We start from the raw sequence: 13,815 nt of genomic DNA on the forward strand, positions 1-13,815 counted from the left end.
CCCACCACCCCCTGACCCCCCTCCAACTCGCCTTCCACACCACCGAAACCCTCCACGAGGGCGTCACCGCCTACGGCTACGTACGCCAGAGCGTCAGCGGCCCCCTCGACACCGTCCTCCTCGGCCGGGCACTCGCCCGCCTCGCCGCCCGTCACCCCATGCTCCGTATGCGGATCACCGGCGACGGCGGCGCACGCCCACGCCAGTACGCCGCCCCCGTCGGGCCCGTGGACACGGCGCCCCGCTGGTACGAGGTACGGGAGACGCACGACCTGCGCCGGCTGGAACAGGACCTGTGCAACCGCCCGTTCGACCTGACGACGGAGGACCCGGTACGAGCCGTCCTCGTCCACGAGCGTGACGACGCGCACCTCGCCCACCTGCTCCTGGTCGTCCACCACGCCGCCGCCGACGGCTTCAGCCTCAAGCTCCTCGCCGAGGAACTCTGGTCGCTCTACACGGCTCTGGCGCGCGAGGACGACGCCCCACTCCAACTGCCGCTGCCGCAGCCCGAGTTCGCCGACTACGCGGCCGCCGTGACCGCCGAACGCCGCTCCCCTGCGTTCGCCGAGGACCAGCGGTACTGGCGCGCACGCCTCGCCGACCGCATCGTCCCCTCCCCCTCCCCCTCCCCCTCCCTGCCGTACGACGGCGACCCCGAAGCACCCCCCGCCCCGCCCCTCACCCACCACCGCACCGGCATCGACGAGGCGCTGACCGCCGCACTCCGCGAGACCGCCGCACGGCACGGGGTCTCGTTGTTCCACCTGCTGCTGGCGGTGTACGGCCGCTGTCTGGCGCGGTGGAGCGGGCGGCGGGCCGTCGCGGTCAATGTGGCGCGGGCCCGGCGGGAGCTGCCGATCGCCGGGATCGACCGTCTGGTGGGGCCACTGGCCGACACCCTGCCGGTGTTCGTGGATGTCGACCCCGACGAACCGGTCACCGCGCTCGCCGACCGGCTGCGGCGGATCTGGGGTGAGGCCGAGGCCCACGCGACCCTGAGCAGCACCGACATCGCCCGGCTGCTGTCCGAACTCCGGCCCGCCACGGGCCCGGCACCGCGTACCGCGGCCGAGGCGGGGTTCAGCTTCGCCCGCTTCCCGGTGGTCCACGGCCCCGACTGGCCGGTCACCGTCACCCCGACGGCCGCGGCCACCGCCACCGCCGCCACCCGGCTCGGCCTCCTCTGCTGGGAGGCGGACTCCGCCCTGCGCCTGTCGTGGAACCACCCGGCCCGGCTCTTCCGCCCCGAGACCGTACGCCGCCTCGCCGACGAGTACGTCACCGAACTGCGCGCCGCCGTCACGGGCCCGTCAGCCACCCCGACCGGAGCGGCTGGCGGCGCCGTCGTGGACCGCCTGTGCGCCCAGTTCCGCGCCGCCCCCGGGTCCATAGCCGTCGACACCGGCGGCCCGGCCACGCTCACCTACGCCGCCCTCGACACCGCCTCCGCCGCCCTCGCCGCCCGACTGCGCGCCCACGGCGTGCGCCCCGGCGACCTGGTCGGGCTCCTCACCGAACCGGGCGGCACGGACACGGTCACCGGAGTCGTCGGCATCCTGCGCGCGGGCGCCGGCTGGGTACCGCTGGACGCAACCCACCCCACCGTCCGGCACCGGGACCAGTTGTCCCGTACGGGAGTGCGCGTACTGGTCTGCGACCCGGCGAACCACGCGGCGGCCACCGGCCTGGACGGCGTCACACCGGTCCCGGCGTCCGACACCGCACCGGTCCCGATGTCCGAGCCGTCCGACACCACACCGGCCGCCGACACGGAAGTCGACGCCCCCGCCCCCGCCCTCGACCCCGAAGGCATCGCGTACGTCATCTTCACCTCCGGCTCGACGGGCCGCCCCAAGGCCGTTCCCATCACCCACCGGTCGATGACGAACTACCTCGACTGGTCCCTGGCCACCTTCGGCTACGGCCCCGGCGACCGGCTCGCGCAGACCGCGTCGGTCTGTTTCGACGCCTCCGTACGGCAGTTGCTGGCCCCGCTGCTGGTAGGCGCCACGGTGCACACCCTCTCCCGCGACCTGCTGCGCGACCCCGAGGCCCTGCTCGACCGCGTCGTGGCGGACCGGATCACGGTGTGGAGCTCGGTCCCGACGCTGTGGGAACGCCTGCTGACCGCCGCCGAAGAGCGCACCCGCGCGGACGGCACGGCCCCCGACCTGTCCGCCCTGCGCTGGGTCCACGTGGGCGGCGAGGCACTGCCCGCAGCCCACGTACGCCGCTGGTTCGACCTTCTCGGCACCCCCGCCGCCGACAGCCCGCGCCCCTCGCACCCCCACCGGATCGCCAACCTCTACGGCCCGACCGAGGCCACCATCAACGCCACCTGCCACATCATCGACACCCGTCCCGCCGACGACGTACGCCACCTTCCCATCGGCCGCCCCGTCGCCGGCACCGAACTGACCGTGGTAGGCGAGGACGGACGCGAACGCGCCCCCGACGAACCCGGCGAACTCCTCATCGCCGGAACCGGCCTCACCCCCGGCTACCTGGGCGACCCCCACCTCACGGCCGCCGCCTTCACCGAACGGGAGGGCCGCCGCTGGTACCGCAGCGGCGACCGCGTCCGCCGTACGGCCGACGGGGTACTGGAGTTCCTGGGCCGGCTCGACGACCAGGTCAAGGTCCGCGGCCACCGCGTGGAACTCGGCGAGGTCGAGGCCGCCCTGCTCACCCACCCGGGCGTGGCCCGCGCGGCCGTACTGCTGCGCGACGGGCGGCTGGAGGCGTACGTCGAGCCCAGGACCGGCGCACACACCCTCGACCGCCGCCGGCTCGACCCCCGTGAGGTGCGCGCCTTCCTCTCCCGCGCCCTCCCCCCGTACATGCTCCCCGCCCGCGTCCACTCCCTCCCGGCCCTCCCCCTGACCGGCACGGGCAAGATCGACCGCAACCGCCTCGCTCCCCGCAGCGAAGCAGCCCCGCTTACGCCCGCCGAACCCCCGCGCACACCCACCGAACTCCCGCGCGTGTCCACCGAACTCCCGGACACGCCAACGGAATTGCCGGGCACGTCCACCGATTCGGCGCGCACGCCCGTCGACCCCCCGCGCACGCCTCCCGCGACCCCCACCGAACACCTTCTGGCGCGTGCCTGGTCCGAGCTGCTGGACATACCGGAGTCCGAGATCGGCCGTAGGGACGACTTCTTCGCGCTCGGCGGCGACTCCATCACCGTGCTGGAACTGTTCTCCCGCCTACGCCACGAACGCCCCGCACTGCCACGCCCGACCGCCGTCTACACGCACCGCACCCTGGTCGCCCTGGCGGCGGCCATCGACGACACCACCGTCCCCACCGTCACCACCACGGCCCCCGCCGCACCCGGTGAGGACCGGCAGACCGAACCCGAACCCGCACTCACCCCCCACCCACTCACCCCGTACCCCCTCACCCCCTCCCAACAGGGCTTCCTCCTCGCCGACGCCCTCGCATCCAACACACCCGGTGCTTCCGGCACTGCGGACACCTCCGGTGCCAACCCCGCCTGGCTGGCCCGCTTCCGTATCCAGGGCCCCCTGAACCCGGACGTGTTCCAGCGCTCCGTCGACGTCCTCATGGCCCGCCACCCCATGCTCCGCACGGTCTTCCCGGCGGGCGCCCGCCCACCCGTGCAGCAGGAACTACCGGCCTCGCTACGGCTCCCCGTGGAGACGGAGACCCTGGCCCACCCCGGCCTCCTGGAGGAACGGGCCGCCGAGGAGGCGAACCGCCGGTTCGAGACCTGGGCCTGGCCCCTGCTGCGCCTACGCCTCTTCACCCTCGCGCCGGACGAGCACGTGCTCCTCGTCCACGCCCACCACCTCATCGGCGACGGCTACAGCGCGGCCCTCCTCACCCGCGAACTCCTCACCGTGTACGGCCGTTTCGCACGCGGCCTCCCCCACGGCCTGGAGCCCCCGCACTCCACCTTCCGCGATCACGCACTCCACCGCACCGCACCCCGACAGCCCACGACCCCGCAGGCCGAGGCGTACCGCGCCCGCCACCTCGCCCCCTACACCCCACCCGTCCTGCGGGCACCCCACCCCGACGGCACCACTCCCGCCTTCCACACCACCACCTTCACTCTCGACACCGACCGCACCCACGCCCTGCGCCGCCTCGCCCGGACCGCCGGCACCACGCTCCACGCCCCGGTCCTCACCGCGTACTACCGCGCCCTCACCACCCTCACCGGCCGCCGCGACCTGGTCCTCGGCCTGGCTGTGACCGGCAGGGACGAGACGACGCAGGACGCACACCACGTCTTCGGCCCGTTCGCCGAGGCGGTGGCACTGCGCCCGACACCCCCGACCGACGGCGGACTCGCAACCGACGGCGGACTCACGACCGACGGCGAACCCGCGACCGTTGGCGAACTCCCGCCCCCGGGCTTCGGCGAGGACCTCCGCCGTATCGCCACGGAGTCGGTCGCGGCCCGCACCGCCGGCCCCCTGGACCTCCGTACACCCCAAGGCCTCCCCCGTACCGCCCAGTTCTTCTTCACGTTCCTCGACTTCACCGCCCTGGGCACACCCCCCGACACCACCCTGACCCTCCGGGCCGACGACACCGGGACGGAGCTGGCCCCGCCGCCGGTGGGCACCGACGTCTTCCTGGCCGTACGCCCCTCCCCGAACGGCGAGGGCCTGCACGTCACGGCCCGCGCGTCCGCGAGCGCCGTCTCCTTCGAAGAACTCACCGTTTTCGCAAAGGGGTTGAGCCAGCAGCTGGCGGAAGCACCGCACCACGACGCCACCACCCCCGCCCCACCCCTCGACGCGGCCCTCATCGGCTACCTCCCCGCACCCCACCACCTGGCCGCCTTCGCCGGGCTCCCCCCGGACACGGCACCCGGCCGGGAAGCGATCCGCACCCTGCTCTTCCCGGACGGCCGAGCCAGGCTCCTGGAGAGCGTCACCACGCCCCTGGGCAGATCCGGCTTCGTCTCGCTCCCCCTCTTCGCCGACGAACTGACCGGCCCGCTCCCCACCGACGACCTGGCCACCCTGACCGCGCACGCCGTGGACCACGCCGCGTCCCTCGGCGCCCGCTGCGTCTCCCTGGCCGGCATGATCCCGTCCCTCACCGGCTACGGCTACGACGTCCTCCGCAGGACCGCGGCGACGACCACGACCCTCACCACCGGCCACGCGACCACGACCGTCGCCGTGGTCAAGACCGTCCGCACCGCCCTCGACGCGACCGGCCGCGACCTCGCCGAACTCACCCTCGCCGTCGTCGGCTGCGGTTCCATCGGCACGTCGTCGCTACGCCTGCTCCTGGCCCGCAGCCCCCGCCCGCCGGCCCGGCTCCTGCTCTGCGACGTGCCTGGCAGCGCCCCCCGCCTCCAGCGGCTGGCTGCCGAACTCTCCGCCGCCCACCCCACCATGGCCGTACACGTCGTCGAGCCGACGCACCCCCGGGCCCTCCCCGCCGAGGTCTACGGGACGGCCGACGTCATCGTCACGGCGGTCAGCGGCGGCCCGACGACCCTGCTGGACGTCGACCGGCTGCGGCCCGGCACGATCGTCGTGGACGACTCCTTCCCGCACTGTTTCGACACCGCGCGGGCCCTGGACCGGATGAGGCACGAGCGGGACGTCCTGATCGTCGGGGGCGGCCTGCTGGCCCTGGGCTCCACCGAGACGCACCTGTCACCGGACCTCCCGGCCGCCGCCCTCACCGGCCACGCCACCGCCCGCGCCCAGCAGCACCTCGCACTCCATCTCCCCGGCACCCTCGCCTCCTGCCGCCTGGAGTCCCTCCTCCACGCCCACCTCGCCGACCCGGACTCCGGTACGGAACTACCCCTCATCCACGGCCTGGTCGACCTCCCCCGCGCCCTCGCCCACTGGGACGCCGCCGAAGCCTCCGGCGTCCACCCGGCCCCCCTCCACCTCCTCGACCACACCATCACGCCGGAGACCCTGACCGCCCTGCCCCCACCACGGCGGTCGCGCTGAGCGCGCTCACGCTCCGGTTCTGCCCTGTCAGGCTGGTTGGGAGGTCACCGCGTCTGCTTGCGGGTCTGCTTCACCTCCTGATCAACGGCCCAGGCGTCGGCGACCGGGCCGAGGTGGCCGAGCTTGTCGGGGTTGATGACCGAGCGGATGGTCTGGATCTGCCCGTCGAGCACGTCGAGGGCGAGGATGTGGAGGATCTTGCCGTCGCGGTCGCGGAAGAGCGCGCCCGGCTGGCCGTTGACCTCGTGCCGTTCGAACGTGATGTCGACCCGCGCCATCAGCGGGTAGACGGTGGCGAGCAGCCTGGCCACGTTCTCGGCGCCGGCGACGGCTCTGGCCAGCTGCGGGGCCTTGCCACCACCGTCACCGACGAGCTGGACATCGGCCGACAGCAGACTCCGCAGTCCGTCCACTTCCCCCTGCGCCAGAGCCTCGAAGAACCGCCTCGCCAGCTCCTGCCTCTCCTGGCGGTCCGCTTCGAACCGGGGCCGTCCCTCGTTCATGTGACGGCGCGCCCGTACGAGCAACTGTCGGCACGCCGCCTCCGAGCGTCCCACCGCCGCGGCGATCTCGTCGAAGCCGAAGGCGAAGACCTCCCGCAGCACGAACACCGACCGCTCCAGCGGGCTGAGCCGCTCCAGGAGCAGCAGCGCTGCCATCGACACCGAGTCGGCCAGCTCCGCCGCGCGGGCCGGGTCCTCGTACGGATCGTCCAGCAGCGGCTCGGGCAGCCACGGTCCGACGTACTCCTCCCGCCGCACCCGGGCGGAGCGCAGTACGTCGATGGCGATCCGGGTCACCGTGGCCGACAGGAACGCCTTGGCCGACACGGGCCGGGTGGTCGAGGCGTCGTAGCGGAGCCATGTCTCCTGCACCGCGTCCTCCGCCTCGCCAACGCTGCCCAGGATCCGGTAGGCGATCGAGAACAGCAGCGGCCGCAGCTCCTCGAACTCCTCGACCTTGCCCACGCCGACTCCCCCTTGCTGTCTGACTTGCTGTCCGAGTGCCCGGCCGGACCCACGCCGACGAGGCGTCTTTCGGAGATCATCCGATGTGTGAGCGGAGCGGACAACGCTCGCACCGCCACCGACCCGATGGCCTTGCTCATGGCGTCCCGGCCCCGGCATGCCTGACCCGGGCCAGGGTGCGGTGGCGGTTCAGTGGAACTGGCCGACCTGGTAATCGCCGGCCGGCTGCTGGGTGATGATGTTCAGCCGGTTCACCGTGTTCATGAACGAGACCAGCAGCACGAGGGCCGTGAGCTGCCCCTCGTCGTAGTGCTGGGCGGCGCGCTCCCACACCTCGTCACTGACCCCGGTGGCCGCGTCCGCGACCCGGGTCCCCTGCTCCGCCAACGCGAGCGCGGCGCGTTCAGCCTCGGTGAAGACCGTTGCTTCCCGCCAGGCCGCGATCAGGTTCAGCCGCACCGGGCTCTCGCCGGCCGCGGCGGCTTCCTTGGTGTGCATGTCGATGCAGACCGCGCAGCCGTTGATCTGGCTCACGCGCAGCGCCACCAACTCCTGCGTCGTGGCTGACAGCGGCGATTCCTTCAGCTCCCGGCCGGCCGACATGAAGTGCTTGAGGGCCTTGCCGGTGGTCGGGTTGGCGAAGTAGTTCAGTCGCGCGTCCATCGTGTGCTCCTCCACGTGTGTCGATGCCTTCACCCCCGAGACGAGGCGGCCCTCACTCCTGTGACATGGCGCGGCGTGACCCATGTCTCTGCGCTGTCCGGGCTCGGGCATGTCACAGGCCGAGTCGCTGCCTCGTCTCGGGTGCTGAAGTCCTCGATCAGGGAGTTGACGATGAACGTCGCGCTGTGGATCATCGCCGGAGTGCTCGCCGCTGTCTGCCTGGTGGGCAGCTCCAAGATGTTCGTGCCGCAGGAGAAGCTGGCCGCGATGGGCTCCTCTGCACAATGGGTCCTGGAGTTCAGCCCCGGCGCTCTCAAGGCCATCGGCGCCGTCGAGCTGCTGGCCGCGGTCGGCCTGATTCTGCCCGCGGTGCTCGACATCGCGCCGGTGCTGGTGCCGCTGGCCGCCACCGGACTTGTCCTGCTGTTTGGTTGCGCGGTCACCATGCGTCTGCGCCGTGGCGAGAAGGCCACGATCGCCGGCGACCTGGTCTACCTCGCCCTGGCTGCCTTCCTCGCATGGGGCCGTTTCGGTCCCATGCCCTTCACCGGCTGACCACCGGCACTCGGCTCACGCCTCCTGGCCGTCGTCGTCATCGTCGAGCCGGCTCCGGCCGTGTCGGCTCCTCGGCGAACTTCCCGTACGCCTCGGCCTTTATCTGTACCTGATCTTGAGGTGTCAGCGACGTAAGGCATGTGGCTCACGAGGTGGCATCTGTGCCTGTGGCTGACACTCCGTCGTGACCGTTGTTCGTGACGGTCGTTGCTCCATCCGTGGAACCAATGGGTGGGGAGGGCCGGGGATGTACGTGCGACGGGTCGTGGGGTCGGGGATGCGTCGCGAGACGTACACCGTCGTGGACGGCGAGGGGCGGGTCGTCGAGATGGTGGACGACTACCTCGCCCTGTGCACCGACCGGGAGCACTCGCCGAACACTCTTCGGGCCCGTGCCTTCGATTTGAAGGCGTGGCTGGTCTTCCTCCAGCTCCTGGACGTCGATCTGCTGTCCACGTCCCCGGAGCACGTGGACCAGTTCGCCGGGTGGCTGCGGCGCCCGGTCCAGCCGGGGCGGCTGCGGCCGGCGGGCGCTGACGGTCCTGCCCGGGAGCCATCCACGGTGAACCGCGCGCTGAACAGCGTCTACATGTTCTACGAGTTCCTCGCGCGCCGCGGTGTCGGCATGGGAGCCCATCTGACGCGCCGCCGGGCGCCCTCGGTCGGCGACCACGGCGGGTTCCTCGCCGGCATCGCGGAACGAGAGGTCACCCGTCGGCCGACACGGCTGAAGCAGGTCAAGCGACGGCCGACGACGCTGACGGACGCCGACGTCCAGCGGATCCTTGACGCGTGCGAGCGGCTCAGAGACCGGCTGCTGATGGCGTTGATGTTCGAGACGGGCTGTCGGATCGGGCAGGCGCTGGGCCTGCGGCACGAGGACATCAACACGGACCGGCGGACGCTCACGCTGCGGCCCCGGGAGGACAACGCCAACCGCGCACGCGGCAAGAGCCACGACCCGAAGGAGATCCCTGTCCGACAGACGCTGCTCGACCTCTACACGGAATATCTGTTCGCCGAGTATGGGGAGCTGGACTGCGACTACGTGTTCGTGAACCTGTGGAACGGAACCGTCGGTACGCCGATGGGGTACTGGGCCGCGATGAGTCTGGTCAAGCGGCTGCGACGGCGCACAGGGGTCGGCTTTCACCCACATCTGTTCCGGCACACTCACGCGACCGCGCTGCTGCGGGCGGGCGTGCGGCTGGAAGTGGCGAGTGAGTTGCTCACGCACCGCTCGGTCCACACCACGGCGGACACCTACGGCCACCTGGACGCCGATGACTTGGCCGAAGAACTGGACCGCGTCGGCTTCAGGGGCTCGTGGTGAGCGCCGAGGGCCGCCTGGCCGCCGTCGTCCCGTTTCCTGGAGATCCGAGGGCCGGGGCCCTGCTTGCTGTGGTGCGACCGGAGTTCCGAGTCGAGCGCTTCGTGCCGCCCGCCGGGCATTTCCTGGCCCCGACTCCGTGCGTGATCGCCCCGTGCTTGAGGAAGAATGCCTCGCACGGGTTGTGCGCCGGGCACGACGCGGCCTGGCGGAAGGCCGGTCGGCCCGAGCGGGAGGCGTGGATCGCGGACCCAGCGAACTGGCCGGCCGGGCTGAGCCTGGACGTAGCACCGTGCCTGGTCAGCGGATGCCGGTACTCCGGCGGACTCTCGGGCCTGTGTGACCTGCACCTGGCCGACCTCAACGGTCTGCACTCGCGGGGCCAGCGCATCAGCGTCCGACAGTACGCCGCCGCGGCGCCGGCCCTCTCCCATCCGGCGGCGAGACGGTGCGGCTTCCCGAACTGCGGCTACGAGATCAGCCGCAGCGGTTTGTGCGACGGGCACCACTACCGCTGGACGAAGGTCGGTCGGCCGCCGGTGGCCACGCTGCCCGCCGAGCTGACGCTCCGCAACGTCCCCAGCTTCTCCGTCGCGGGCCTGCCGCCGCTGGCGGCAGTGGAGTTCCAGTACCTGCTCCAGCTCCGCACCGACCAGCGACGCTCCAAAGTGGTCCCCAGCTCCTGGGTCCGCGCGGTCAACACCGTCATCGCCGAGGGCGTCTCCTCAGTACGGGACCATCCCGCCCACCACTGGCGTTGCCTGTCGCTCAACTACACCACCGTCCCACAGCTCTTCACCGATCTGCTGGAGGCCCTCGGCGACCTCGACGGACCAGCGGAGGAGTGGGACAGGGACGTCTGGCGCCCCGAGCGGCTCGGCTACAGCATTGAGGAGCGCCAGCGCGTCGCCCCGCTGGACTTCACCGGCATCACCCAGCCCTGGCTGAGGCAGACGGTCAAGCGCTACCTGCGGCTGCGGCTCGCGCGCACGGAACTGCGGTCGGCCGCGCGCAACCTCCACGACTTCGTGCTCTTCTCCCGGTTCCTCGCGGAGGCCCGACCCGACCGGCAAAACGACCCAGCGGTGCTGGACCGGCCGTTGCTGGAGTCCTATATCGGCTGGGTCGGCCGCAGGACGGTGGAGCAGAAGGGACCGTACTTTGGCCAGCCCGTGGCCCCGGGGAGCCGCAGCCGCCTGCTGTCGGCGGTCTCCACAATGCTCGAAACGTGGCGCCGCTACGACTGGCAGCCCGCGCTGCCCGCCGACGCCCGGATCCACCGGGACGAATACCCGCGGCCGCGCGGGCTGAAGGCCAACTTCATCGACGAGCACCTGATGGAGCAGATCGAGTCCGAGGAGAATCTGGCCCTGCTGGACCCCGAGACATGCGCCCTGGTGCTGATCTGCCGCGACGAGGGCCTGCGCATCAGCGAAGCCCTCACCTTGAAGACCGACTGCCTGAAGAAGACCCCGTCGGGCCGCTGGGCCCTGGTCCACTACAAGAGCAAGGACAAGAGCTTCCGGGCCATCCCCGCCTCCCGCGTAGTGGTGGACGCGATCCGGGAACAGCACGGCCGGGTCCGGGAACGGTTCGGCGGCGCCTGCCAGTGGCTGTTCCCCAAGGTCAGCGGGAACCCGGACGGAAAGTATCCGATGCCCTACGGCACCGTCGACACCCGATTCGACGCCTGGCTGAAGCGGATTCGCCTCATCGACTCCAACGGCGACGCCGCCGCCGTCAGCTGGCATCAGTTCCGGCACACGCTGGGCACCAGAATGGCGAATGCGGGCGTGTCCGGACGCACCATCCGCGAGGTTCTCGGGCACACCTCCTGGGCTATGCAGGAACACTACTCGCGCATCGCGGACGACACGCTTCGCCGCGAGTACGAGGAGAAGTACGAGGTCCGCTTCAACCTCAAGGGCGAGGCCGTCAAGATCCACCGCGACAGCGACCTGTCCGGCGTCGAGTGGCTCGCGGAGAAGATCGGACGCCGTCTCCACGCGGTCGCCGGCGGCTGGTGCGGACGGCACATCTCACGTCCGTGCCCAAAGACCGCAGCCGACGGCTGTTACTTCTGCGATGACTTCCAAAGCGACCTGCAGTTCCTGCCCATCCACCACGACACCCTCGCCCGCACCCGTGAGCTGCAATCCGACGCCGCAGCCGCTGGCCGATCCCGCGCTGCCGACGTCAACGCACGGCTGGCCACCGCGGTCGAGCACGTCATCGCGCGCATCACCGACCGGGAGAACAACGGACTCGCCCCAGCGTCGGACGGCCTCCCCGGCGGCCGAGACGAAACGAAGAGGGAAGCAGATGCGGGCTGACAACTCATCGCACCTGACCCAGGCCGCACAGCAACGCCGCCTGGACTGCATCGAGCGCGTCCAAGCCGTCCTGGCGACTCTAGAACGCGACGGCGGAGCGGTGACCGTCGCCAGCGTCGCCGCACGGGCCGGGGTCTCCCGCACCTTCCTCTATGACAACGCCCAGGCCCCGCTGCTGGCTAGGCTGCGCGACCTCGCGAGCAAACAGCCCGCCACGGGACGACCGGCCCTGCCCGACCACCAGCGGATCACCACCAAGTCGCACGAGACGGTGGTGCGAGCGCTGCGGGACGCCAACCGGAAACTGAACGAGGAGAACGAACGGCTCCGTAACGAACTCGCCGTGGCCCTCGGGCAGCTCCGCGACCTTCGACGAGGCATCCCCATCCCACGCGGTTAATGTCCGGTCTCGGGGTACGGCCCGGCATCGGCGAACCGGCGGATCCGGTCCTGTTCGGCGGTCTCGTCGGAGGTGTCGAAGTGCCGTACCTGGTTCCACCAGCGATCATGGTCATAGCCCTCGCAGTGGTTGAACTCGTGGGCCGTACTGCGTAGCCGCTGCCACTCGCGCACGATTGCGGCCCGCTGCCACCTCTCTGGCTGCTCCACTGTGAGCAGCGTGTACAGGAGTCCGGCCGAGTCGCAGACCAGGCGGAGCAGAGCACGCATGGCGAAGGACGTCTCACCAGCCTCGCCGACCTCTTCGTACACCCGGCCCAGCTGGACGTTGAGGAACGTCTCCAGGGCGCGGACGTCCTCGGGCTTGAGGTCTTCGGCGTAGATGAGGGTGCGTTCGGACGGAGGCGTGGTCATGCGGGTGGGTTCTCCCTTGTCAGCGGTCACGCTTTTCCCCACGATCTACATGGTCAGCGTCACGTAATTCCCCACCCTCACGGTCACGCTTCCCCATGGGCATGGAGGTTGCGAGTGGATGGCCAACGGCAGGGTAGGGCCCAACCCCGCCTCTCCCTGCCGTTCACATGAACAGCGGGTCGACGGGCGGCCATGGGTAGCCCAGTTGCTCGGCATCATGCGAACCTCCCCAGACCTCGGCGGTGGCACGGGGATCGCCCGCGGTCAGCCGCGCTTCAAGGAGCTCGGCTTGGACCGATGGGGCGTCCGCGGAGATCGGGAGGGTCATCCCGAACTGGAGCCAGGGCAGATCTGCATCGGCCCGGCTACGGGGATGCCTCAGGACGACGTGAATTCGATCGAGTTCCTTGCGGGAGGCCCAGACGCCTTCCAACTCGCAGTCCCACCTGACGAGCCAGTCCCCGCGTCCCCTCAGCCCCGCCTCAAGTAGCCGCGCAACCGCTCCTGCCAGCCACTCCCAACTGCGGTCCTCTCCGGCTCGCAGGACCTCGGCCTCGTACTGACCTGCGGTGAACCGAAGCTCCGGCAGGTCGAAGTTCTGATTGGCCAGGTCGCGCCAGCCCGCCCAGACAACATGATCCCCGTTACGCGTGACCGTCATGTACAGCGCGCCACAGCACTCCTCCACGCCGCACCCGGACCAAGCGAGACGAACCTCGTGGAGCGTCGCCGTGGCATGCAACGGCCCGTCCTGGCCCAGCAGATCCCTGGGGCCTACTCCGAGGTACCGGGAGCCTCCCACGCCACCGGGGACCATCTCGGCCAGAAGATCCCGGCCATCGACGATCGGGCGGACCTCCACGCCGCCCTCGTCGGGTGGAGGGCACGCGATGCTCAGACGGAGAAGGTCCGGTCTCGTGGTCATCGCCCAATGATCGCGAAGCTGGCTCGCAACTGTCATGTGAATTCGCGTGGCCTCCGCTCAGGGCGGTAGTTCGGGACGCCTTCAGGCACGCTGGCCCCGGACACCCCTCCGGAACGACGGGATGGCAGCTTGGGGAATTACGTGACCGTAGCCCGGGGCCATTACGTGACCGTCCACATCCCTTTCGTGCGGTGCCAATTGGATCAGCTCCCGCCGTGGACAACTCTACGGAGACGGAGCTGACACTGTCAGCCACGCAAAA

The 13,815-nt window shown here is 71.0% G+C and carries 9 protein-coding genes; 5 read left to right on the forward strand and 4 right to left on the reverse strand.

Annotated elements, in window-relative coordinates; genetic code table 11:
- Window positions 1–5,966 (forward strand): non-ribosomal peptide synthetase (locus AWZ10_RS31175; RefSeq protein WP_159058404.1); only part of this gene is annotated, 5,966 nt, incomplete at its 5' end.
- A gap of 44 nt (window positions 5,967–6,010) precedes the next feature.
- Here the strand turns inward: AWZ10_RS31175 and AWZ10_RS31180 are convergent.
- Both AWZ10_RS31180 and AWZ10_RS31185 read right to left on the reverse strand, forming a co-directional pair.
- Complete coding sequence (locus AWZ10_RS31180; protein WP_046709594.1) at window positions 6,011–6,934, reverse strand: RNA polymerase sigma-70 factor; 924 nt, start codon at window positions 6,932–6,934, stop codon at window positions 6,011–6,013.
- Window positions 6,935–7,123: 189 nt separating this feature from the next.
- Window positions 7,124–7,597, reverse strand: a complete 474-nt coding sequence (locus tag AWZ10_RS31185; protein WP_046709597.1) for a carboxymuconolactone decarboxylase family protein — start codon at window positions 7,595–7,597, stop codon at window positions 7,124–7,126.
- Between the two features lie 171 nt (window positions 7,598–7,768).
- Here AWZ10_RS31185 and AWZ10_RS31190 point away from each other — a divergent pair, with 171 nt between their 5' ends.
- The 4 genes from AWZ10_RS31190 to AWZ10_RS31205 all read left to right on the forward strand — a co-directional run bounded on the left by AWZ10_RS31190 (window position 7,769) and on the right by AWZ10_RS31205 (window position 12,215).
- A complete protein-coding gene (locus AWZ10_RS31190) occupies window positions 7,769–8,152 on the forward strand; it encodes a DoxX family protein (RefSeq protein ID WP_046709596.1) in 384 nt (127 codons plus the stop codon).
- Window positions 8,153–8,399: 247 nt separating this feature from the next.
- Window positions 8,400–9,485 (forward strand): tyrosine-type recombinase/integrase, encoded by a 1,086-nt coding sequence (locus AWZ10_RS31195; protein ID WP_060892627.1) that lies wholly within the window; start codon window positions 8,400–8,402, stop codon window positions 9,483–9,485.
- A 155-nt stretch (window positions 9,486–9,640) separates the two neighbouring features.
- Entirely contained in the window at window positions 9,641–11,815 is a 2,175-nt protein-coding gene (locus AWZ10_RS54110; protein ID WP_234360978.1) for a tyrosine-type recombinase/integrase, read from the forward strand.
- On the forward strand, window positions 11,805–12,215 hold the full coding sequence (locus tag AWZ10_RS31205) for a DUF6262 family protein (protein ID WP_046709326.1): 411 nt from the start codon (window positions 11,805–11,807) through the stop codon (window positions 12,213–12,215). Before AWZ10_RS54110 ends, AWZ10_RS31205 begins: the two co-directional genes overlap by 11 nt.
- Here the strand turns inward: AWZ10_RS31205 and AWZ10_RS31210 are convergent.
- Window positions 12,212–12,628, reverse strand: coding sequence for a hypothetical protein (locus AWZ10_RS31210; protein ID WP_060892628.1), 417 nt, complete (start codon window positions 12,626–12,628; stop codon window positions 12,212–12,214). The genes AWZ10_RS31205 and AWZ10_RS31210 overlap by 4 nt on opposite strands.
- A gap of 163 nt (window positions 12,629–12,791) precedes the next feature.
- Entirely contained in the window at window positions 12,792–13,553 is a 762-nt protein-coding gene (locus AWZ10_RS31215; protein ID WP_060892634.1) for a hypothetical protein, read from the reverse strand.
- Window positions 13,554–13,815: the final 262 nt, after the last annotated feature.

The sequence above is a fragment of the Streptomyces europaeiscabiei genome (genome assembly GCF_001550375.1).
In the GTDB taxonomy this organism is placed as follows: Bacteria; Actinomycetota; Actinomycetes; order Streptomycetales; family Streptomycetaceae; genus Streptomyces; species Streptomyces europaeiscabiei.

Excerpts from the sequence above, each read along its gene's own strand:
- AWZ10_RS31185 (WP_046709597.1), bottom strand. The coding sequence starts at position 7,597 with ATGGACGCGCGACTGAACTACTTCGCCAACCCGACCACCGGCAAGGCC.
- AWZ10_RS31190 (WP_046709596.1), top strand. The coding sequence starts at position 7,769 with ATGAACGTCGCGCTGTGGATCATCGCCGGAGTGCTCGCCGCTGTCTGC.
- AWZ10_RS31195 (WP_060892627.1), top strand. The coding sequence starts at position 8,400 with ATGTACGTGCGACGGGTCGTGGGGTCGGGGATGCGTCGCGAGACGTAC.
- AWZ10_RS31205 (WP_046709326.1), top strand. The coding sequence starts at position 11,805 with ATGCGGGCTGACAACTCATCGCACCTGACCCAGGCCGCACAGCAACGC.
- AWZ10_RS31210 (WP_060892628.1), bottom strand. The coding sequence starts at position 12,628 with ATGACCACGCCTCCGTCCGAACGCACCCTCATCTACGCCGAAGACCTC.
- AWZ10_RS31215 (WP_060892634.1), bottom strand. The coding sequence starts at position 13,553 with ATGACCACGAGACCGGACCTTCTCCGTCTGAGCATCGCGTGCCCTCCA.